A 276-nucleotide genomic window follows, 5' to 3' on the forward strand; every position below is an offset into this window, starting at 1 on the left:
CACTTTAATCTCCTTTTGATCGTCAAATCAAGGAGTTAGATTACTCTAACTTAGATTAAAGTGCCCCCTCAAATGAGAAAGAGCCTATTTTTCTTTTTTTTAAATCACACAAGGTTGTTGCAAATCCTTGCTTACGACTAAAGAAATGTTCGTCTATCCCAAGGACTGTAGGACATAATGCATTGCTTAGCTCTTTATGTTGCTCTTGGTATTGTTTTTGATACCAACGCTCAATTGTGGCCTTACCTTTTTTGAATTGCTCAGCCAAATCTTTTT

General features: G+C 35.9%; 1 pseudogene. It reads right to left on the reverse strand.

Annotated elements, in window-relative coordinates:
• Positions 1–85: 85 nt before the first annotated feature.
• Positions 86–276 (reverse strand): annotated as a pseudogene (locus Lrub_RS07480) (ISL3 family transposase); the annotation flags it as partial.

The sequence above is a fragment of the Legionella rubrilucens genome (genome assembly GCF_001468125.1).
Classification (GTDB): Bacteria; Pseudomonadota; Gammaproteobacteria; order Legionellales; family Legionellaceae; genus Legionella_C; species Legionella_C rubrilucens.